The following is a 20569-nucleotide window of genomic DNA, read 5'->3' as shown; positions in this document are numbered from 1 at the left end:
AAAAAGTCCTGCGCACAGCGGAAACGCCCGGCCCCGCTCAAGGCGGAACCGGGCGCTTCCTGGAGAGAAAGCTGAAACTCAGGCGTCCAGCTCGGCGAGGGCCTGCTTGGCCTTCTCGAGCTCGGCTTCCAGCGCGGCGACCTTTGCGGCCTGCGCCTCGCGGGCCTGGTTGATCACCTCGTCGATCGGGCCGGAGAGGTCGGCGTGCAGTTCCTTCGCCGCGCGCGACACCGCGGCGGCGGGGATCTCCAGGCCCTTCGCGACCCACTTGGAGCCGTTCTTCAGCTCGGCCTGCCACTCGCCATCGGCGGTGCCGGTGACGGTGAGGATCAGCTCGACCGTGCGGGTCTTCTTCGCCGTCGACGCGGTCGCCGCACCCTTCGGGCGGCCTCGCTTCGGCTTCGGTGCCTCTTCGGCGGCGGGCTCAGCGGAAGCAGAGTCCTCCGAAGGAGCAGCAGCCTCCGAAGAAGCAGCAGCGCCCTCCGAAGAGGTGGACGCGGACTCGGTGACGGTCGTCGCCTCGTCAGTGGCAACGGCGGGCGCCTCAGGGGTCGCCGAAGCCGTTTCCTCGTCGTGCGTCAGGACATCCACGGTCATCGTCGTGTCGTCTCCTTGCCCGGGAAGGGGGTGTGGTTCGCGGCACAGTGTAGAACATGCGTTCGAAGTGCGCCGCTCGGGGGGTTCATGAAAGAGCCCTCCCGGCGCGAAGCCGGAAGGGCTCTGACACGCAAGACGCTAGCTCACTCCTCGGACTTGCCCGTCTGCAGGCCCGACGAGATCAGGTCCATCACGGTCGAGTCGGCCAGTGTGGTGACGTCGCCGACCTGCCGGTTCTCCGCGACGTCGCGCAGCAGACGGCGCATGATCTTGCCCGAGCGCGTCTTCGGCAGCTCCGGCACGACCATGATCTGCCGCGGCTTCGCGATCGGCCCGATCTCCTTCGCGACGTGGTTGCGCAGCGCCTGGATGGCCTCCTCGCCGCCGTCCACCGCGTTGCCGCGCAGGATGACGAACGCGACGATGCCCTGCCCGGTCGTCGGGTCGCTCGCGCCGACGACCGCGGCCTCGGCCACCGTCGGATGCGAGACCAGGGCCGACTCGACCTCGGTCGTCGAGATCCGGTGGCCGGACACGTTCATCACGTCGTCGACGCGGCCGAGCAGCCAGATGTCGCCGTCGTTGTCGTACTTCGCGCCGTCGCCGGCGAAGTAGAAGCCCTGGTCCTTGAAGCGCGACCAGTACGTCTCCTGGTAGCGCTCGTTGTCGCCCCAGATGCCGCGCAGCATCGACGGCCACGGCTGGTCGAGCACCAGGTACCCACCGCCGCCGTGGGGAACTTCGGACGCCTGGTCGTCGACGACCTTCGCGGAGATGCCCGGCAGCGCCTTCTGCGCCGAGCCCGGCTTGGTGGAGGTGACGCCCGGCAGCGGCGAGATCATGATCGCGCCGGTTTCGGTCTGCCACCACGTGTCGACGATCGGCGCCTTGCCCGCGCCGATGTTCTCGCGGTACCAGATCCACGCCTCGGGGTTGATCGGCTCGCCGACCGAGCCCAGCACCCGCAGCGACGACAGGTCGTACTTCTCCGGGATTTCCGCGCCCCACTTCATGAACGTGCGGATCAGCGTCGGCGCGGTGTAGTAGATGGAGACCTTGTGCTTCTGGATGATCTCCCAGTGCCGGCCCTCGTGCGGGGTGTTCGGCGTGCCTTCGTAGACGACCTGCGTGACGCGGTTCGCGAGCGGGCCGTAGACGATGTAGCTGTGGCCGGTGATCCAGCCGATGTCCGCGGTGCACCAGTAGACGTCTTCGCCGGCCTTGTGGTCGAAGACGTTGTGGTGCGTGTACGCCGTCTGCGTCAGGTAACCGCCGGAGGTGTGCAGGATGCCCTTCGGCTTCCCGGTGGTGCCGGAGGTGTAGAGGATGAACAGCGGGTGCTCGCTGTCGAACGCCTCGGGAGTGTGCTCTTCGGACTGTTCGCCGACGAGCTCGTGCCACCACAGGTCGCGGCCGTCGGTCCACGGGACGTCGCCCTCGAGCTGGTCGCCGGTGCGCCGCACGACGATGACCTTCTCGACGCTGTCGGCGCCTTCGAGCGCTTCGTCGACGTTCGCCTTCATCGGCGCCGCCTTGCCGCGGCGGAATTGGCCGTCGGAGGTGATCACGATCTTCGCGGCGGCGTCGTCGACGCGGGCGCGCAGCGCGGTCGGCGAGAAGCCGCCGAAGACGACGCTGTGCAGCGCGCCGATCCGGGCGCACGCGAGCATCGCGAAGATGGCCTCGGGGACCATCTGCAGCTGGATCGCCACGACGTCGCCGGCGGTGACGCCGAGGGACAGGAGGGCGTTGGCGGCCTTGGAGACCTCGGTCTTCAGCTCGGCGTAGGTGATGTCGCGGGTGTCACCCGGCTCGCCGACCCAGTGGATCGCGACCTGCTCGCCGTGGCCGGACTCGACGTGCCGGTCGACGCAGTTGTACGCGACGTTCAGCTTGCCGCCGACGAACCACTTCGCGAACGGCGCATTGGTCCAGTCCAGTACCGTGGTCCACTTCGTGTCCCACGTCAGCCGCTCCGCCTGCTTCGCCCAGAAGGCCTCGCGATCGGCGTCCGCCTCGGCGTAGAGCTCGGCCTGCGCGTTGGCCTGAGCAGCGAAATCGTCACTGGGCGGGAAAGTACGGCTCTCGGTGAGCAGGTTGTCCAGGGCTGGGGACTGCTCGGTCATGGTTGCAAGGCCTCCTGTAGTGCGCCGATCACCGGCTAGCGGCACGCTAGCGACGTTAGTCCGCCTTGTAAAAGGTTGCACCCACGTTGCCCCGGGGTTTCACCGAGGCAGGCGAGCGCCGGTGACTAAGCGTTCAGTCAGCCGGGCCTTCGCGGCCGGCCATTCCGGCGCGAGCATCGAGTAGGTGACGGTGTCGCGCGAAGAGCCGTCCGGCCGGATCCGGTGCGCGCGCAGGACGCCTTCGCGAAGCGCGCCAAGTCGCTCGATGGCGCGTTGTGAGCGCAGGTTGCGGATATCGGTTTCCCAGCAGACCCGTTGTGCGTCAAGGGTTTCGAACGCGTGCGTGAGCAGCAGCAGTTTCGACTCGGTGTTCAGCCCGGTGCGCTGCCAGTCGGCGCCGATCCAGGTGTGCCCGATCGAGAGGATCCGGTGCTGCGCCACGACCTGGTAGTACGACGTCGTCCCGGCGACCCGGCCGGACGTGACGTCGAGCTGCGCGAACGGCCGCCGGGCGGGGTCGGCCAGCGCGTCCGAGATCATCCGTTCGGCGGCCGGGACGTCCGCGGGCTGCCGGACGCTGAGCCAGGCCCAGATGCCCGGGTCGGCGCCGGCCTCGAACAGGCCCTTGGCGTGCTCGGGCGTCAGCGGTTCCAGGCGGACGTGCTCGCCGGACAGGGTCGGCAGGGTGCTCCAGTCGCTCACAGGACCACCGTAAAGCCGTCATTGGCCGTTCGTGATAGCCAATTTCGGAGCATTTCCGGAGGCCACTTCGGCGTTGCCTATGCTCGGTCGACCACGATCGAAGGGCGCGAACGATGGCCGAAGAGCGGGAAGAGCTGAGCTGGGAGCTGTTCGGCACGGCAGCGCGTGAACTGGCTCACACGATCGCCGACGACGGCTTCGCGCCCGACCTCATCCTCTCCATCGCCCGCGGCGGCCTGTTCGTCGCCGGCTCGCTCGGGTACGCGCTCGACGTGAAGAACCTGCACGTGATGAACGTCGAGTTCTACACCGGCGTCGACCAGCGCCTCGACCTGCCGGTGATGCTGCCGCCGGTGCCGAACGCCGTCGACCTCACGAGCAAGAAGGTGCTGATCGCCGACGACGTCGCCGACACCGGCGCCACCCTCAAGCTCGTCCGCGACTACTGCCTCGACCACGTCGCCGAGGTGCGCTCGGCCGTCGTCTACGAGAAGCCGCATTCGACGGTCAAGTGCGAGTACGCCTGGCGCCGCACCGACAAGTGGATCAACTTCCCGTGGTCGGTGCTGCCGCCCGTGGTCAAACGCGAAGGACAGGTTCTCGACGCATGAGCGACCCGCTGAAGCCCCTGCTGGACCTCGAAGGTGTGGCGGCGGCGGCGAAATCCGCGCAGGACGCCGTGTTCGCGGTGCACCGCCTCCCGGCGAACCTCCGTGGCGGCGCGGCGACCGCGGCCGAAGCGTCCGTCCGCGCGGCGCGCGCGTCGGCGGGGATCGAAGGCGCCAATCCGGAACTGCCGGCCGACGGCGGGGTCACGGACCCGGTGCTGGCGGGCGCGCTGCGCGTCGCCGAGACGCTGGAGACCCTGCTGCCGACGTGGCGCCGCGCGCCCATGCAAGCGTTGGCACGCATGCACGTTCTCGCCGCGGCGGACCTCGTCAGCGACCCGGATGCGTTGGGGCGCCCGCATTCTGGCGGTGGCCGCTTGGAGATGCTGGCCCAGCTGGTCACCGGCGCGACCTCGGTGCCGGGCCCGGTCCTGACGGCCGTCGTGCACGGGGAACTGTTGGCGCTCAAGCCTTTCGGCAGCGCGGACGGCGTCGTGGCGCGGGCCGCGGCGCGGCTGACGATGGTCGCGACAGGCCTCGACCCGAAGGCGTTGAGCATTCCGGAGGTCGCGTTCTTCCGTCGCGTGCCGCGTTATCTCGAAGCGGCGGAAGGATTCGCGAGCGGGACGTCGGAGGGCGTACGCGCGTGGCTGCTCTTCAACTGCGAAGCGTTCGAAGCCGGTGCGCGCGAGGCGAAGAGCATCTCGGACGCGGCTTCTTAAGCCAGCACAGCTTAAGCAAGCACGGCGTCCAGCAGGCCGGGGAACCGCGCCTGCAGGTCGTCACGCCGTAGTTCGACCCAGCGCCGGCGTCCGTCGACGAACGTCGTCGTCAACCCGGCTTCGCGCAGTACGCGCCAGTGGTGCGACAGCGTCGCCGCCGTGATGTCGACGTCGTACGCCTCGAGCGAGCAGCTGCGCGGCTCCGTCACCGTCGACAGTTCGCGGATGACCTCCAGGCGCACCGGATCGGCGAGCGCCTGCAGCACCGTCACGATCTCGATCGCCTCGCGCGCCGGCTGAGGCAGCGTCCTGGCCACCGCGGCCTCCCAACAGTTGGATCGTTTGACAACGATCGAAGTATAGCTCCATCATGACCGTATGACGATTCGACGATCATCTAATGATCGGCTGGGGATCCTGCTCGTCCTCGCGGTCGGCACGTTCACCGTCGGCACCGACGGGTTCGTGCTCAACGGCCTGCTGCCCACCATCGCCGCCGACCTGCACGTGACGGAGTCCGTCGCGGGCCAGCTCACCACCGTCTTCGCCCTGACGTACGCGGTCGCGTCGCCGCTCATCGCCGCGTTCACCGGCACCTGGGACCGCCGGTGGGTGCTGGCCGGCGGCATGGCGCTGTTCACCGTGGGCATGGCCGGGCAGGCGCTCGGGACGTCGTTCGCGGTGGTCGCCGCGGCCCGGCTGCTCGCGGCGGTCGGCGCGGCCGCGTTCCAGTCCAACGCCTACGTCCTCGCCGGGGCGCTCTCGTCCGAAGAACGCCGAGGGCGGGCGCTGTCCACGGTCGCCGCCGGGATGAGCGTGTCGATGGTGCTCGGCGTCCCGATCGGCGTGCTCGCCGGGCACTGGTTCGGCTGGCGCGCGGTGATGTGGGGGATCGGCGTGGTCGCGGTCGTCGTCGCGGCCCTGATCCCGATCATCCCCGAGGTCCGCGTGCCCGCCGCCGGGCTGCGCGAACGCCTCGCCGTCGTCGTGCGGCCGGCGGTCGCCCGCGTCCTGGTGGTGACGGTCTTCGGCACGCTCGCCGGGTTCACCGTGTTCGTCTACCTGCCGGTGCTGGTCGCGCCGGTCGCGACCGGCGCGGTGCTGTCGTGGGTGCTGGTCGGGTTCGGGCTCGGCCAGCTCGCCGGGACGACGTTCACCGGCCGCGCCACCGACCGCCTCGGCCCGGCACGGGTCCTCGCGCTTTCGCTGGCCGGCACCGCCGTCGTGCTCGCCGTGCTGGATCTCGCCGTGCTGACGCTGCCCGGGGCGTTGCTGCTCGCGCTGTTCGCCGGCGCGTTCGGCGGGATGATGATGGTGCCGCAGCAGCACCGGCTGTTCACGATCGCGCCGGACGTCCCGACCGTCGCACTGGGCGTCAACGGCTCGGCGATCTACGTCGGCGGCGCGCTCGGCTCGGTGCTCGGCGGCGTCGTCCTCGCCGAAGCGGGCCCGGCGTGGGTCGGCCCGGCCGGCGCGCTCGCCGCCCTGGCCGCGCTCGCGCTGGGCGTCACCCCAGCTTCGCGGACCACTTCTCCTCGATCCGCCCGAACCGCCACACCGCCAGTGCGATCACCCAGGTGAGCACGAACAACCCGACGATCCCGAACCCGACGTAGTCCAGGTCGACCGACGCGATCGCGGCCAGCGGCCCGGACGTGATGTCGAGCTTCTCGGCGAGGATCGACACCAATTCGATCGTGCCGATCAGCAGCGCGACGGCGACCGACAGGGCCGTCACCGTGAGGTTGTAGAAGATCTTGCGCACCGGCTTCGCGAACGCCCAGCCGTAGGCGAAGTTCATGAAACAGCCGTCCACGGTGTCGAACAGGCTCATCCCGGCCGCGAACAGGATCGGCAGCACGAGGATCGCGTACCAGGGCAGGGCGAACGTCGCGGCGCCCGCGGCCAGCACCAGCAGGCCGATCTCCGTCGCGGTGTCGAAGCCCAGCCCGAACAGCAGGCCGACGGGGTAGATGTGCCACGGCTTGCGCACGGCTTTCGTCGCCCCGCGCAGCAGCCGGTTCATCAGGCCCCGGTTGTCCAGCTGGTGCTCCAGCGCGGCCTCGTCGAACTCGCCGCGGCGCATCCGCTTGAAGACCCGCAGGATGCCGACGAGCACCACGAGGTTGAGGATCGCGATCACGTACAGGAACACGCCGGACACCGACGTTCCGATGAGGCCGGTGGTCTTGTGCAGCGCCGACCCGTCGTCCTCGACCTGCCCGGCCAGCGCCCGGACGCCGAGGGAGAGCAGCAGGCACAGCACGAAGACGATCGTCGAGTGCCCGAGCGAGAACCAGAAACCGACCGACAGCGGCCGCTGGCCGTCGGCCATCAGCTTGCGGGTGGTGTTGTCGATCGCGGCGATGTGATCGGCGTCGAAGGCGTGCCGCATGCCGAGCGTGAACGCCGTGACGCCCAGCCCGATCCCGAACACGCCGGACGTCCCCAACGCGTAGTGCTGGGGTGCGACGAAAGCCGCCAGCACCACCCAGCCCACGACGTTCAGCAGCAGGATGAACCCGGCCATCCCGCCCACGGAGACCCATTCACGGCGGGAAAGCCGTGAACCGGTCGTTTCGATCGTGCCACCCATCGCCACCGCCTTCACTCTCATCTGAGAGGTTAGACAGGTGAACAGATGAACGGCAATCAGTCTGTGACAGCCGAGGGTTCGCCTCGGGCCGGGGGCTCCGCCACCCGGAAGCCCCTAACCGCGTGCTAGCTGGCGCGCGCCCTCACCAAGTCAAGAGCCTTGCGGACGTGCCCGCCGGACGTGTGGAGCGCCTTCGCCGCGCTCGTGACGTCCACCCCGGACAGCAGGTGCACCAGCGCCACCTTGAGGTCGCCCCCGGCCTCGGTGAGCGCGTCGGAGCAGTCCGCCATCGTCATGCCGGTGGCTTCCTGCAGGATGCGGATGGTCCGGCCGCGCAGCTTCGCGTTGGTGGCCCGCATGCTGACCATCAGGTTGGAGTAGGTCCGGCCGAGCTTGATCATCGTCGCCGTCGAGAACGACGTGAGGATCATCTTCTGCGCCGTGCCCGCCTTCATCCGGGTCGAGCCGGCGATCGCCTCCGGCCCGGTGTCGACGGCGATGAGCACATCGACGCCCGGCGGCTTGGCGGCCTTCGCGTTGCCCGACACGAGGCCGGTGTGAGCGCCCTGGCGCTGGGCGGCGAGCAGCGCGCCCAAGACGTACGGCGTCCTGCCCGACGCCGTCAGCCCCAGCACGAAGTCACCCGGCTGGACCATGGCGGCCATCTCGGCCGCGCCGGCCCCGTCGTCGTCCTCCGCGTTTTCGACGGCTTGGCGCAGAGCGCGCTCGCCGCCGGCGTGATGCGCGATGAACCAGTCACCCGGCACGTTGAACGTCGGCACCAGTTCGGCCGCGTCCAGCGTGGCGAGACGACCCGATGTCCCCGCGCCGACGTAGTGCACCCGGCCACCGGCCCGCAGTGCCTCCACCGCGTAGTCGACCGCCCGTGCCACCTGCGGCAGCACAGCGGCGACCGCGCCGGCGACGGTGCGGTCCTCGGCGTTGATCGCGCCCAGGATCCCCGAGGTGGACATCAGGTCGATGTCCGTGGTGCGGGGATTGCGGGTCTCGGTCGGCGAATCGACGTGCACCGCCTGCGTGGGGACGGTCATCATGCGCCTCACATTTTCTCCGGTCATTACTTGCCGGTTTCCCGAGGACGGCGGCGACCGTCCGGCCTGACTCCCAGGCGGTGCGAGCCGACCGCGTCCCTGGTGGCGTCCAGGGCGTTGACCGACGCGTCCATGTGCCGCTGCGCGACGCCGATGAACAGGCAGTCGATGACGGTGAGCTGGGCGATGCGGCTCGCCGTGGCCCCCGAACGGAAGGTGGTTTCCCGGGCGGCCGTCGTCAAAACGTAGTCGGCGACCTCCGTGATCGGGGAGCGCGGGAAGTTCGTCACGGCGATGGTGATCGCGCCGTGCTCCCGGGCCACCCGCAGCGCCTCGACGGTGTCGGTGGTCGCGCCGGTGTGCGAGACGCCGATCGCGACGTCACCGGGGCTCAGCACCGCGGCCGAGGTGAGCATGATGTGCGTGTCCGACCACGAGAAGCACACGCGGCCGATGCGGTGCAGCTTCTGCTGCAGGTCCGCGGCGACGAACGCGCTGGCGCCCACGCCGTAGACGTCGGAGCGGCCGGCGTTGGCGACGACCTCGATGACGCGCTGCATCGTGGCGACGTCGAGCTGCTCGGCCGTCTCTTCGACGGCGCGCGCGTCGGCGAAGCTGACCTTGCTGATCACGGCGGCCAGGTCGTCGTCCGGGCCGATCTCGCCGCCGAGGTTGCGCGAGCTGCGCGCCTCGGTGCGGGCGGTGTCCGCGGCCAGCGCGATGCGCAGCTGCGGGTACCCGCCGACGCCGACGGCCTTGCAGAACCGCGTCACCGTCGTCTCGCTCGTGTTGGCGGCCAGCGCCACCTCGGTGATGCTGCGTCTCGCGACGTGCGCGGGATCCTCCAGCACCACCTTGGCCACGCGCTGCTCGGCGCGGGCCAGTCCGGGGAGCAGCGACCGGATCCGGACCAGCGGGCTGGCGTCGGCGTCCCGTACGGCCGACTGGACCGGCACGGCTTCGGACGGTGCCGTTCCGACTACGGATTCGGTATCAGTCACCGTCGGAAAGTTACTAACCGTTGGCATTTGCGACAAGGTTACCCACACCCTTCGGTACGATCGCAACCCGTCCGTGTCTGCGGATCTCGATTTGCGATTAATCGTTGACCAGAAAGTCGCCAACAGGGTCGACCTTGTTAACGAGGTCAAGCTAACGACTTGGCAACTTAGTGTCGCGACGCAAACGGCTTGGTACCGCTCAGCGGTACCCGGATGTCGGCGTTCGGCGACCGAACGGTCACCGTGCGCTCAACTGGAAACCTTCAGCGGTGAAAGCAGACGATTCCCGCTCACCGTCGAGGAGTGATCGGCCGCGTTCGGTGACTTTCACACCGTCGACCGAAACTCCGCGGCCGGTGTAGTTCGGATCGGTGCCGTAACGCCACCTGAGGCTGACCGCGGCGGCCTGGGGCAGCGTGGCCGTCACCTTCCACCAGGCACGGTGCCCGTGTCCGGAGAGCGACGTCACATCTCCGGACGGTGCACCCGGCCCGGATACCGATAGGGCGATCGGTTGCCAGTTCACCCCGTCGGTGCTGGTCTGCAGCTGTAGTGGATCGGTGCTTCCCTCGGTGTCCACGAAGGCGTAGAAGGACACGCGTGCTTGATCACTTTGCGTAGTAATGGGCCGCGTACTCAGCGTGGCAACCGCATTGTTACCCAGCGTGCTCGTCCAGGCGTCCTTCCCGGCGGCCGGCTTCACGGCCATCGCCCGCGCCAGCGACGTCGCCCACACCTGGCGGGCGGTGTTGATCGAACCCCAGTTGCGGCTCGGGTGCACGCGGTTCGTCAGCAAGATCGCGAACGAGCGCGACTCCGGGTCGATGACCAGCGTCGTTCCGGTGAAACCGGTGTGCCCGGCGGTGACCGGCGAGGCCAGCGCGCCCATGTACCAAGGCTGGTCGAGCTCGAAGCCGAGGCCGTGCGAGTCGTCCGGGAACTGCTGGTTGTAGTTGGTGAGCATCAGACGCACGGTGTCCGGGCTCAGCACCCGGTGCCCGCGGTAACTGCCGCCGTTGAGGATCGTCTGGGCCAGCACGGCCATGTCACCCGCCGTGCTGAACACCCCGGCGTGCCCGGCGACACCGCCGAGCGACCACGCGTTCTCGTCGTGCACGCTGCCGCGCACCATCCCGCGCGGCGGGTTCGCCTCGAACTCCGTCGCGGCGATCCGGTTCAGCTTCGACGCGGGCGGGTTGTACCCAGTGTCGGTCATGCCCAGCGGCGCCGTGATGCGGTCGTGCACGACCTTGTCGAGCGTCTGCCCGGTCAGCTTCTCGACGATGAAGCCGAGGGTGAGCAGGTTGATGTCGGAGTAGAGGTACGTGGTGCCCGGCTTGTTCTTCAGCGGGCTGTCGAGCACGGCCTGCCGGCGCGACGGGATGTCCGGGTAGCCGGCCCACAGCGACGGGATCGGGTCGGCGTCGAACCCGGAGACGTGCGTGAGCAGCATCTTGATGGTGATGGCGGCCTTGTCGCCGGTCGCGAACTCCGGGAAGAAGCGGCTCACCGGGGTGTCGACGGTCAGTTGCCCGCGTTCGATGAGCTGCAGCACGGCGATCGACGTGAACAGCTTGGAGATCGACGCCATGTCGAAGATGGTGTCGCCCCGCATCGGGACCTGCTGGTCGGCGGGCAGTTCGGTGCCCGCGGCGTCGGCGTACCGCAGCGCGCCCCCGACCGCGTACCGGTCGACGACGACGCCGTCGTGCGCGAGCAGTCCGACCGCGCCGGAGAAGTGCGGGTGCCCGGTGGCGTCCGGCTTCGTCCAGCTCGCCAGGAAGTCCTCGGCCGACTTGATCGGCGCCGGGTCGAGGTTGACGTCCTTCGGCGGTCCGTCGCGCAAGGTCGTCCACGACGGCGCGAAGCCCTGCTGCGGCCGGTCGAACCGGCCGGCGTCATCGTGGCGTCCGGCGGGGGTGGCGATGGCACTGGCTCCCGAGGTCAACGTGGTCAGCGCGACCAGCACTCCGGTGGCCGCGGCGATGACCTTCCTAGCACGCACGACTCTTCCTCTCAGCGGTAGAGCAGGTGACGACGACGTCTGCGGTCGAACTCGGCCAGCTCGGCCCGCCAGGCGCCGGTGACCTCGTCGACGCCGGCACCGGCGTCGACCATCGTCCGGAGCCGGTCGGACCCGGAGAGCTTGTCGATGTAGTTGTCGGGACGCCAAGCGAACTTGTCCGGGTGCAGCGCCTTGGCCGTGACGAGCATGGCGACGGCGGTCCGGATCGCGTCGAACGCCCGCGGATCGCTGACGCTCACCTGGACGCCGCCGCAGGTCTCGTTGACGAACTTGCCGAACGTCGGCACGAAGTAGATCTCCCGGAACTTCGCACCGGGCAAGTAGAGCTCTTCGAGCTTCTCGCGCCAGCGCCAGTCGAGCCCGGGCGCGCCGATGATCTCGAACGGCCGGGTCGTCCCGCGGCCCTCGGAGAACACCGTGCCTTCGAACATGCCGGTGCCGGGGTAGACGAGCGCGCTGTCCGGCGTCGGCATGTTCGGGCTCGGCAGCACCCAGTTCAGCCCGGTCTGTGCGAACTGGACGTCACGCTGCCAGCCGCGTACCTGGACGACGTCGAGCTTCGCGAGCTGGACGCCTTCACCCGGCAGGAACTCCGCGGCGAAGTAGCGCGCGAGTTCGCCGACGGTCATGCCGTGCTGCTGGGCGATCGGCTTCTTCCCGATCCCGGAGGCGAACTTCGGGTCGAGGACGGGCCCGGCCAGCCGGCCGCCGATCGGGTTCGGGCGGTCCAGGACGAAGACGGCGACGCCGGTCTTGGCCGCGGCCACCATCGCCGTGTAGAGCGACCAGATGTAGGTGTAGAAGCGCGCGCCGACGTCCGCGATGTCGAACACGAGGGTGTCGATGCCCGCCTTGGTGAACAGCGAAGCGAGCTTCGTCGCGTCGGCGCCGTACGCGTCGTACACGGGCACGCCGGTGCGTGGGTCCGTGTAGTCGCCCTCGGAACCGCCGGCCTGCGCGCTGCCGCGGAAGCCGTGTTCGGGCCCGAAGGCCGCGACCGGCTTGACGCCGGCCGCGACCATCGAGTCGACGATGTGGTCCCCGCTCAGCAGCACGCCGGTCGGGTTCGACAGCACGCCGAGCTTGCGGCCCTTGAAGGCCTGCCAGCCCTGTGCGGCCAGTTGCTCCGCGCCGGTCAGCAGCCGGCCGTGGCTCTGCGCCTCGGCCGGCTCCGGCTGGGCCCCGGCCGCTGGGGAACCGCCCCCGAGCGCCGGGATCGCGAGGGCGCTCGCACTCGCGCCGAGGAAGTGGCGCCGGTTCAGGTTCACCAGGTGAGCCCGTGGCCGAACGGGTACTTGACGGTCTGCAGGTCGGCGCCCGCCGGGATGTCGACCGGCAGCTTCCCGACCGGCTTCGCCTCGCCGAGGATGACCTTGGTCAGCGCCTCCAGCGTCGGGCTGATGTAGCCGTAGGTCGCCAGCCAGGTCGGCACGGCGTTCGCGTAGCCCGCGTCGTACGGGATCTGCGCGGCGACGGCGACGACCGGCTTACCGGTGGCCTGCAGGGCCTGGAGCAGCTTGGTCTGCAGGGGGAAGCCGCCGATGTTGTTGGTCAGCACGACCACGAGGTCGACGTTCTTGGCGCTCGCGGCGGCTTGCGCGATCTGGGCGTCGGTCGGGGCCTGCCCGGTCTGGTACGCGGTCGCCGCCGTGCCGTGCGCGGTGAGCTTCTGGGCGAGCGTCGCCGTCGTGGAGACGCCCCAGCCGGTCACGAGCGCCGTCGCGGGCTTCTGCTTGAGCGGCAGGACGCCGGCGTCGTTGGCGATGGCCGTGATACCGCGGTCGGCGATGTCCTGCGCGGTCTTGAGGTTGGCCGGCGTGCCGACGGTCTTCATCACCCGGTTCGCGTCGACGAACGGCGAGAACAGGATGCCGCGCTTGAACTTCAGCTTCAGCACGCGCAGCACGCTCTGGTCGATCCGCTGCATCGACAGGTCGCCGGTCTTCACGGCGTTGAGCACTGCGTTGATCGCGACGTCCAGGTGCACCGGCATGAGCAGCTGGTCGATCCCCGCCTTCAGCGCGAGCACCGGGATCTCGGCGTCGCTGTGCATTTCCCGCACACCCTGCATTTCCAGTGAGTCGGTGATGACGACGCCGTTGTAACCGAGTTCCTTGCGCAGTTTGCCGGTGATGATCGGCTGCGACAGCGTCGCCGGCTCGAGCGACGGGTCGAGGCTCGGGAACTGGATGTGCGCGCTCATGATCGAGTCGATGCCCGCCGCGATCGCGGCCTTGAACGGCGGCACGTCGATGTCCCGCCACTGCTGCTCGGTCCGGTCGATCCGGGGCAGGCCGGTGTGGCTGTCGGTGGCCGCGTCACCGTGGCCGGGGAAGTGCTTGGCCGTCGCCGCGACGGTCTTCGTCGGGAAGTCCGAGTTCTGGTAGCCCTTCACCTCGGCCGTGACGAACTGGCTCGCCAGCCCGGGCTGCCCGGCGAAGGAGCGGACGCCGATGACCGGGTTCGCCGGGTTCGAGTTGACGTCCGAATCGGGCGCGAAGTCCTGGTTGATGCCGACCGCGCGCAGCTCGTGCCCGAGGATCGTCGCGGCCTTCGTCGCCCGGCCCGTGTCGCGGCCGGCCGAGATGGCCATCGAGTTCGGGAACTCCGTGGCGGGCGCGCCCATCCGGGTGACCGTGCCACCCTCCTGGTCGGCGCCGACCTGCAGCGGGATGTGCGCCCCGCTCGAGACGGCGGCCTTCTGGAGGCCGTTGGACAGCTTCGCGACCTGGACGGGGTCGTCGAAGTTGTCGCGGCTGTCGTTGTTGAAGTAGATGACGCCGCCCAGGTGGTACTTCTGGATCACTTGCGCCGGGGTGTCGACACCGAAGTCGGTCTGGTTCTTCGGGTTGACCTCGTCCGCGGACTTGCCGTTCACCCAGGTGACGAACAGCTGCCCGACCTTCTGCTCGAGCGTCAGGCCACGCAGCGCCTGCGTCGCCGCGGCGTCCGCCTGCGCGTCCGCGCTCACCGCCGGTGCGCTCGCCGCGGTCGCGACACCCACACCGGTGAGGGCGAGCAACCCCGCGACGGGCAGCGCGAGCGCATGGAACCTCCGATTTCGGGTCGTCACGACCAGCCTCCCAGAAAGTTGCGGGCGCCCGGTGCGACGTGAGAAGTCCACTCAGAGGCGCCAATATCGGGAAGCTACTCACCGAATCCTTCGATGTCCATCGACCGACCGCAGCAACGGTCGAGTTAGTACCCGGATCGGTAGGAAATTCGCCGCTCGCAAGATGCAGCTCACCCGAACGGACCGGTGGGAGGGGAGACCCGAACGGCCCAGCCTGCTCGCGGCGGCTCCGGACCGGGGTACCCACATGACGAGGCGGCGCCCGTGGCCAAAGGCCAACGGGCGCCGCCTGCAAAGCGCGAACATCTCGGGCGACCAAGCGTGCAACTCTGGTCGTACCTACATGGACTCGGCGTGTGGCGTCCCACTACGCAGTCCCTAGACGACGAGCCTCCCGCGGCGCGCTGCGCGTGGGTACCCGGAGTCCGCGCACGGAGATTCGCCGGGGTGGAACAGGCTTCTCTTCTACCTGTTCCCTGGCCGACCGAACGTCCGCACCTTCTTTCTACGCCGTGAGCCCGGTCACTTCAAGTGCGCGGATGGGTGCACCGGTACAGAGGCTGGATCGGGTGACACGGGCACCCTCAGCGACGGACAATTCGGGGCTGGGCCAAGCAAAGCGGACGCCGTACGGCCGTGTGGGTGGTGGAGGTGCGCTCAGCGGGACCGACGGCGACGGCTGAGGCCGTACCAGGTCGCCCCGGCGGCCATCGCCCCGACACCCAGGGCCACCATGCCGGCCGACCGGGTCGGGATCCGGCTGCGCAGCGACATGGGCCGGTCGAAGGCCAGGATCGGCCAGCCGCGGTCGAGCGCCTCCCGCCGCAGCAGCTTGTCCGGGTTGACCGCGTGCGGGTGCCCGACGACCTCGAGGAGCGGGATGTCGGTGCTCGAGTCGGTGTAGGCGAAACACTCGGCGAGGTCGTAGCCGTGGGTCGCGGCGAGCTGTTTCGCGGCGACGGCTTTGTTGGCGCCGTAGCAATAGAAGTCGACTTCGCCGGAATAGCGGCCGTCGACTATCTGCATCCGCGTCGCCACGCTCCGGGTCGCCCCGAGCATTTCCGCCACGGGTGCGACGACCTCTTCGCCGGTCGCCGAGAGCACGATGACGTCGTGGCCGTCTTCGCGGTGCTGCGCGATCAGCTCGGTCGCCTCCGCGTACACGAGCGGGTCGACGACGTCGTGCAGGGTTTCCCGCACGATCGCCGAAACCTGCGCGACGTCCCAGCCGGTGCACAGCGCGGAGACCTCCGCGCGCATCCGCTCGGTCTTGTTCTCGTCGGCGCCCGCGAGCGAGAACACCAGCTGCGCGTAGGCACTGCGCAACGCGGCGCGACGGTTGATCAGTCCCTCCTTCAGCAATGGTTTGCTGAACGCCAGTGCGCTCGACGAAGCGATGATCGTCTTGTCCAGGTCGAAGAACGCGGCCACCGCGTGCTCCGGGCCCGGGTTCCGGATGCGCGTCGGCGCGCTGATCGGTTCGGCCACGTGTCCAGGATAAGAGCTTGATCGCGACGCGTCCCGTTGATCCACCACACGTGCGTCGTGTCGCCGGAAAATCCATGACAGGAAGGGACTTTCGACGCGCGATGCCGTTACCGAACTGTGCGCATCGCCCGGCGGGCGATCCGGCGTCCGGCGGAGTTACAGTGAGGGAGTCCGGTGTCCAACCGGGCCGGTTCAGTCCGACCCCCCGGGGCTGAACCCTTGGCGGCCCCCGTCCCTCCCCCCTGGCGGGGGCCGCCTTCTTAACCTTCCGCTTGCCTTGCGCGAGCAGGGTTCCGAATCACCGGACAGTTCTGTCGCGCCTCGCGCCGGTCCGGAAATCTCCGCACGCGTGCGCCGCGATCTTGTCACGCCCCACCGACAGAATCGGCGCGCGAGCCGTTTCCCCGCGGCAGTTGTCCACATCACCCCGGTTGTCCACAGGCCGCGTCTCGCCCCGTTGTGCCCCCGCACCCTCCGCCGCGACGGTGGAACCCGGGCCATCCGAGGCCCGCACCGACGACGGGGGAGGAACACATGGCGGGGGAACGACCGCTCGTGGTCGCCACGGACGAAACCGTGCTCGACGAGATTCTGCGCGTGGCCGCGGTGGCGGGCTGCGAGCTCGACCGAGCCCCGGACCTGACCGCGGCCGGCGGGCAGTGGGCCCGGGCGCCGCTGGTGGTCCTCGACGAGGAAACGGCACTGCTGCCACCCTCGCTGCCTCGGCGCGCCGGGATCCTCCTGGTCTGCAAGGGCGCCCCGGAACCGAGGACGTGGGAGCACGCGTTCCGCGTCGGCGTCGAGCGCGTGATCTCGTTGCCGGAGGAGGAGACCGAGCTCGCGGGGGCGTTCGCGGACGTCGTCGAGACGCCGGCCGACGAAGCCGGGCTGGTGCTCGGCGTGGTCGGCGGCCGCGGCGGCGCGGGCGCGTCCGTCTTCGCCGCGACGCTCGCGCTGGCGGCCGACCGCGATCCCGGTGGCGCACTGCTCGTGGACTGCGACCCGCTGGGCGGCGGGCTGGATCTGTTGCTCGGCTTGGAGAAGACGCCCGGCCCACGCTGGTCCGAAGTCCGGTTGAGCGGCCGGGTGTCGGTACCGGCGCTGGCCGCAGCACTGCCCCAGCGACGTCACCGCGGTGGCAGCCTGCCCGTGCTGGCGTGCGGTCGCGAAGGTGAGGGCCCGGCGGTGGAGTCCCTGTCGGCGGTCCTCTCCGCGGGCCGCCGCGCGGGCCGCACGGTGGTCTGCGACCTCCCGCGCACCCTCGGCGACGCGGCGGCGGAAGCGGCCACGGTGGCCGACCTCGTGGTGCTCCTGGTCCCCGTGGAGTTCCGCGCGTGCATGGCGGCGAAGCAGGTGCTGCGCCGGCTGTCGGAGCTGACGGCCCGTGTCGGCGTGGTCGCGTGTGGACGGTCCCGCTCCGGAGTCTCACCCGACCGGACGGCAGGCCTGCTCGGCCCGCCCCTGCTGGCGTCGATGCCCCCGGAGCGAGGCTTGCCGGCCGCCGTGGAGCGTGGCGAGTTCCCGGCCAAACAGGCCGGGCCCTTGTCCGCCGCGGCAGCGGACGTCCTGTCGGTCGCCCGCCGCGAAGTCCGGGCGGCGACCCGGTGACGCCGCACCCGCCGACGTCCCCGATCCGGGTGGGCGACCTCCTGCTCCCCACGATCCTCACCCTGGCCGGCCGCAACACGGCGAGCGCCAGGCAGTTCCTGGAGCTGTTCCCGCCCGGGCCGCGCTCGCCGTCGAGCACCTGTCCGCTCATTTCTTCCCAGCCCAAGGCGGCGAACCCATGACGACGGCCCTCGCGGACCGACCCCGCGCTCCGTTTCCCCAACGCCGACGGTGTTCACCGACGGCCAGTCCGTCTCCGAGCAAAGCGGTGAACCCATGACGACCGACTTCGTGGACCGCGTCCGCAACCGCCTCGCGGGCGATCGCCGCCAGGCCGATCCGGTCGCCGTCGCCACCGCCGTCCGAGCCGAGGCGGGCGGCGCCCTCGGCCACGACGCGGTGCTCGACGCCGCCCGCCAGGCCCGCGACGAGTTCGTCGGCGCCGGCCCGCTGGCCCCGCTCCTCGACGACCCGTCGACCACCGATGTGCTCGTCACCGGCCCCGACGAGGTCTGGACGGACGGCCCGCACGGCCTCACCCGCGCCGAAATCCGCTTCGAAGGCGAAGAATCCGTCCGCCGCCTGGCCCAGCGCCTCGCCCTGGCGGCCGGCCGGCGCCTCGACGACGCGCAGCCCTATGTGGACGGCTGGCTCCCCGGATCCGGCCCGCACGGCCGCATCCGCGTGCACGCCGTCCTCCCGCCGGTCGCCGCGAACGGCACCTGCCTGTCGCTGCGCGTCCTCCGTCCGGCAACGCACGACCTCGCAGCCCTGCAAGAGCTCGGCGCGTTCGACGCGAGCGGTGCGAAACTGCTGCAGCAGGTCGTCGCGCGGCGGATGGCCTTCCTCGTCACCGGGGGCACCGGCGCGGGCAAGACCACCCTGCTGGCCGCGCTGCTCGGCGCGGTCGACCCGGGCGAGCGGATCGTCTGCGTCGAGGACGCCGGCGAGCTGCATCCCGCGCACCCGCAGTTCGTCGGCCTCGTCGCCCGACCGGCCAATGTGGAGGGTGTGGGTGCGGTCGGCCTGCCCGAACTGGTGCGGGAGGCGCTGCGCATGCGTCCTGACCGGCTGGTCGTCGGCGAGGTCCGCGGCGCCGAGGTCGGCGCGCTGCTCACGGCGTTGAACACCGGCCACGACGGCGGCGCCTGCACCCTCCACGCCAACTCCCCGGCCGAAGTACCCGCGCGCATCGAGGCGCTGGCCGCGCTCGGCGGCGTGGGCCGCGACGCCGTGCACAGCCAGCTCGTCGCGGCGATCCGCGTCGTGCTCCACATGCGACGCGAACCAGGCGGCCAACGCCGTCTCGCCGAGGTCGGCGTGCTCCGCGGCGAGCGCGGACGCGCACGAGTGGTGCCCGTGTGGCGCGCGGGCCGCTGGACGGTCGACCGGCACCTCTTCGTGACGTCGGGAGCGCTCGGGTGCTGATTCTCTTTGCTGGACAACATTTCCCGCGCGGCCGAAGGAGTGCGCGATGATCACCGCGTGGTTCCCGCTGTGCGTCGGCGCGGCTCTGGCGTGCTGGCCTGCGGCGCCCGACCGGCTGCAAACCGTGGTGGAACACGCTGCGACACAGTCCCGCGTCCGGCCCCCCGAGTTGTGGCGGATCGTGCGCTGGCTGCTCCCCGCCGCGCTCGCCGGGCTGCTCGCGGGAGTCGGCGGCGCCGTCGCCGCCGGTGTGCTGACGCTGGCGTGGCGCCAGGAATGGCAAGCCCACCGCCGCGCGAACCGGGACCTCGCGATGGCCTCGCACACGGCGACCGCGTTGCGGACGATGGTCGCCGAGTTGCGCGCCGGAGCCCACCCGGTGACCGCGGCGGAGGCGGCCGCCGACGTCGTCCCCGCGGTTTCGGCGGACTTGCGCGCCTTGGCCGCCGCGGCCCGCCTGGACGGCGAGCTACAAGCGCCGGCGGTCCCGGAACTGGCCACGGCGTGGACCTTGGGCAGGCGCTACGGCCTGCCGATGGCCGACGTCCTGGACGCCGCCCGCCGCGACGCCGAAGCCGGCTTGGCGTACGCCCGCCGGATGCGCGCGAAACTGGCCGGCCCCCGCTCGAGTGCCGCGGTGCTCACCGGTCTCCCGGTGCTGTGCGTGCTCCTCGGGCAGACGATGGGCGCGTCACCGCTGTCGGTGTTGGTCGAAAGCACACCTGGGCAGCTCTTACTGGTCGTCGGCAGTGTCCTGCTCTGGGCGGGAACGGCTTGGTGCCGCGCCCTGACCGGCCGAGTGCGGCTCCGATGAACGCGGCGGCGTTACTGCTCTTCGCCGGCGCAGTCGTCATCTGGCCGGGCGACGCCGCCGTGGCCCGGCGGTTCGCTTGGCTGACGGCCGGCCGGACCCCCGAGCCCGCGCGCAAGTGGCCCGGCGCGGTCCCGCACATCGCGACGACGCTGGGCGGCGTCTCGCTGGCGGTGCTCATCGGCGGCCCGGCCGGGATCGTCGTAGGTGCGATCGTGACCGCGGCCGGCTGGTGGGCGATCCGCCGTTCCCGGCGACCAGCCGCGCCCACGGCCGACATCGCCACCAGACTCCGGCTGGCGGGCACACTCGATCTCCTGGCCGCCTGCCTGCGGGCGGGCCTCCCGGTGCCGACGGCGCTCGACGCGGCGTCCGGCGCCGCACCCACCGAGACAGCCACGGCCCTGCGATCGACTGCGGCCCTGCTCGCCCTCGGCTCGGAGGCCGGCGAGGCCTGGGCGCCGGTGCAGGCGGTCCCCGGCCTCAATGAACTGGCGGTCGCGGCGATCCGCACGTCCCGCTCGGGCGCCGCGTTCGCCACGGCCGCCGGCGACCTCGCCGAGCGGTTCCGCGACGAGCTGGCCACCGAGGCCGAGGAACGCGCCGAACGGGCCGGAGTAGCGCTCGCCCTGCCGGTGGGTCTGTGTTTCCTGCCCGCCTTCTTCTGCCTCGGCGTGCTGCCGGTCGTCCTCAGCCTGGCCGCCCGTCTCGGCCCCCTCTTCTGACCACGA

19 protein-coding genes are annotated in these 20569 nt (G+C 70.6%); 8 read left to right on the top strand and 11 right to left on the bottom strand.

The window, feature by feature from the left end; translation table 11 throughout:
- Positions 1 to 78 precede the first annotated feature (78 nt).
- From OHS18_RS27830 to OHS18_RS27820, 3 genes are all read right to left on the bottom strand, one after another.
- Positions 79 to 597 (bottom strand): DUF6319 family protein, encoded by a 519-nt coding sequence (locus OHS18_RS27830; protein WP_328612916.1) that lies wholly within the window; start codon positions 595 to 597, stop codon positions 79 to 81.
- A 143-nt stretch (positions 598 to 740) separates the two neighbouring features.
- A complete protein-coding gene (acs, locus tag OHS18_RS27825) occupies positions 741 to 2723 on the bottom strand; it encodes an acetate--CoA ligase (RefSeq protein ID WP_328447717.1) in 1983 nt (660 codons plus the stop codon).
- Positions 2724 to 2822: 99 nt separating this feature from the next.
- A complete protein-coding gene (locus OHS18_RS27820; RefSeq protein WP_328612915.1) occupies positions 2823 to 3425 on the bottom strand; it encodes a GNAT family N-acetyltransferase in 603 nt (200 codons plus the stop codon).
- Between the two features lie 113 nt (positions 3426 to 3538).
- Between OHS18_RS27820 and OHS18_RS27815 the strand changes: the two genes are divergently transcribed.
- Together OHS18_RS27815 and OHS18_RS27810 are read left to right on the top strand one after the other, a co-directional pair.
- The gene (locus tag OHS18_RS27815; RefSeq protein ID WP_328447721.1) at positions 3539 to 4036 is read left to right on the top strand and encodes a phosphoribosyltransferase; all 498 of its coding nucleotides are present in this window, start codon (positions 3539 to 3541) and stop codon (positions 4034 to 4036) included.
- The gene (locus OHS18_RS27810; protein ID WP_328612914.1) at positions 4033 to 4755 is read left to right on the top strand and encodes an oxidoreductase; all 723 of its coding nucleotides are present in this window, start codon (positions 4033 to 4035) and stop codon (positions 4753 to 4755) included. The genes OHS18_RS27815 and OHS18_RS27810 overlap by 4 nt, the downstream gene beginning before the upstream one ends.
- Positions 4756 to 4766: 11 nt before the next feature.
- On the opposite strand, the gene OHS18_RS27805 is transcribed toward OHS18_RS27810, so the two are convergent.
- Positions 4767 to 5072: an ArsR/SmtB family transcription factor gene (locus OHS18_RS27805; protein ID WP_328612913.1), complete on the bottom strand. Its 306-nt coding sequence runs from the start codon at positions 5070 to 5072 to the stop codon at positions 4767 to 4769.
- Positions 5073 to 5133: 61 nt separating this feature from the next.
- Here OHS18_RS27805 and OHS18_RS27800 point away from each other — a divergent pair, with 61 nt between their 5' ends.
- Complete coding sequence (locus OHS18_RS27800) at positions 5134 to 6336, top strand: MFS transporter (RefSeq protein ID WP_328612912.1); 1203 nt, start codon at positions 5134 to 5136, stop codon at positions 6334 to 6336.
- Here OHS18_RS27800 and OHS18_RS27795 read toward each other — a convergent pair.
- The 7 genes from OHS18_RS27795 to OHS18_RS27765 form a co-directional block, all read right to left on the bottom strand.
- The gene (locus tag OHS18_RS27795) at positions 6263 to 7351 is read right to left on the bottom strand and encodes a HoxN/HupN/NixA family nickel/cobalt transporter (RefSeq protein ID WP_328618592.1); all 1089 of its coding nucleotides are present in this window, start codon (positions 7349 to 7351) and stop codon (positions 6263 to 6265) included. The genes OHS18_RS27800 and OHS18_RS27795 overlap by 74 nt on opposite strands.
- Before the next feature lie 125 nt (positions 7352 to 7476).
- Positions 7477 to 8406, bottom strand: a complete 930-nt coding sequence (locus OHS18_RS27790) for an N-acetylmuramic acid 6-phosphate etherase (protein WP_328447730.1) — start codon at positions 8404 to 8406, stop codon at positions 7477 to 7479.
- Positions 8407 to 8429: 23 nt separating this feature from the next.
- Entirely contained in the window at positions 8430 to 9431 is a 1002-nt protein-coding gene (locus OHS18_RS27785) for a MurR/RpiR family transcriptional regulator (protein WP_442874341.1), read from the bottom strand.
- A 211-nt stretch (positions 9432 to 9642) separates the two neighbouring features.
- A complete protein-coding gene (locus OHS18_RS27780; RefSeq protein ID WP_328618591.1) occupies positions 9643 to 11373 on the bottom strand; it encodes a serine hydrolase in 1731 nt (576 codons plus the stop codon).
- A gap of 47 nt (positions 11374 to 11420) precedes the next feature.
- Positions 11421 to 12698, bottom strand: coding sequence for an exo-beta-N-acetylmuramidase NamZ family protein (locus OHS18_RS27775; RefSeq protein WP_328612911.1), 1278 nt, complete (start codon positions 12696 to 12698; stop codon positions 11421 to 11423).
- On the bottom strand, positions 12695 to 14452 hold the full coding sequence (locus OHS18_RS27770; protein WP_328618590.1) for a glycoside hydrolase family 3 protein: 1758 nt from the start codon (positions 14450 to 14452) through the stop codon (positions 12695 to 12697). Before OHS18_RS27770 ends, OHS18_RS27775 begins: the two co-directional genes overlap by 4 nt.
- Before the next feature lie 708 nt (positions 14453 to 15160).
- Entirely contained in the window at positions 15161 to 15991 is an 831-nt protein-coding gene (locus OHS18_RS27765) for an HAD family hydrolase (RefSeq protein WP_328447735.1), read from the bottom strand.
- A 534-nt stretch (positions 15992 to 16525) separates the two neighbouring features.
- Here OHS18_RS27765 and ssd point away from each other — a divergent pair.
- The 5 genes from ssd (at position 16526) to OHS18_RS27740 (ending at position 20563) form a co-directional block, all read left to right on the top strand.
- Positions 16526 to 17599, top strand: a complete 1074-nt coding sequence (gene ssd / locus OHS18_RS27760) for a septum site-determining protein Ssd (protein ID WP_328447737.1) — start codon at positions 16526 to 16528, stop codon at positions 17597 to 17599.
- Positions 17596 to 17781, top strand: a complete 186-nt coding sequence (locus tag OHS18_RS27755; protein ID WP_328612910.1) for a hypothetical protein — start codon at positions 17596 to 17598, stop codon at positions 17779 to 17781. Before ssd ends, OHS18_RS27755 begins: the two co-directional genes overlap by 4 nt.
- Positions 17782 to 17875: 94 nt before the next feature.
- Positions 17876 to 19027 (top strand): TadA family conjugal transfer-associated ATPase, encoded by a 1152-nt coding sequence (locus OHS18_RS27750; protein ID WP_328612909.1) that lies wholly within the window; start codon positions 17876 to 17878, stop codon positions 19025 to 19027.
- A 46-nt stretch (positions 19028 to 19073) separates the two neighbouring features.
- Positions 19074 to 19841: a type II secretion system F family protein gene (locus OHS18_RS27745; RefSeq protein WP_328612908.1), complete on the top strand. Its 768-nt coding sequence runs from the start codon at positions 19074 to 19076 to the stop codon at positions 19839 to 19841.
- The gene (locus tag OHS18_RS27740) at positions 19838 to 20563 is read left to right on the top strand and encodes a type II secretion system F family protein (RefSeq protein WP_328612907.1); all 726 of its coding nucleotides are present in this window, start codon (positions 19838 to 19840) and stop codon (positions 20561 to 20563) included. The genes OHS18_RS27745 and OHS18_RS27740 overlap by 4 nt, the downstream gene beginning before the upstream one ends.
- Positions 20564 to 20569 lie beyond the last annotated feature (6 nt).

It is taken from the genome of Amycolatopsis sp. NBC_00355 (assembly GCF_036104975.1).
In the GTDB taxonomy this organism is placed as follows: domain Bacteria; phylum Actinomycetota; class Actinomycetes; order Mycobacteriales; family Pseudonocardiaceae; genus Amycolatopsis.
Note: the sequence above shows the minus strand (reverse complement) of the source record. Positions and strands in the feature narration are given on the sequence as shown.